The sequence below is a fragment of the Streptomyces sp. NPDC058955 genome, from assembly GCF_042741435.1.
Classification (GTDB): domain Bacteria; phylum Actinomycetota; class Actinomycetes; order Streptomycetales; family Streptomycetaceae; genus Streptomyces.
The window spans coordinates 1-453 of the sequence record NZ_JBHYKM010000122.1 but is presented as its reverse complement, the minus strand read 5'-3'; the positions used below and the strand labels follow the sequence as shown (position 1 = coordinate 453).

At 79.2% G+C, this 453-nt stretch carries 1 pseudogene; it reads right to left on the bottom strand.

From position 1 onward, the window contains the following. A pseudogene (locus ACFW1I_RS32075) lies at positions 1-225 on the bottom strand (hypothetical protein); the annotation flags it as partial. Positions 226-453: the final 228 nt, after the last annotated feature.

The window sequence follows — 453 nt, the reverse complement described above, 5'->3', positions numbered from 1 at the left end:
GCCCCCACCGCCCGCCCCCGCGCGGGGGGGGGGGCGCGGGGCGGCGGGGGGCCGGCCGGGGGCCCGCCGCACCCCCTCGCCCAGGCGCCGGGGGGGGCCCCCCGCGACGGTGACGCCGCGGACCTCGTAGCCGTCCTCCGCGCGCAGGGTGCGGCGGGCGATGGCGGCCATCATCCGGGTCGTCGCCTCGTCGGTGTTGGGGTTGACGATCGCCACGAGGGTCATGCGGTGGCCTGCTTCCTGTCGGTGTCGGCGGCGTCCTCGCCCGCCATGGACCGGCCGGAGGTCTCCGGCGGGAACGGGAGCCCAGGAATCCGCATGACGGTATCCGAACCCGCGGCCGAGCGGGGCGTATCGACCGATCGGATGACCCGCGCGTCGGCCGTCCGCCCGCATGCTGGAGCTGCCGGGCCGACGGAGGGGGCGGGGAGGCCGGCCCAGAGTGGAGTGCGG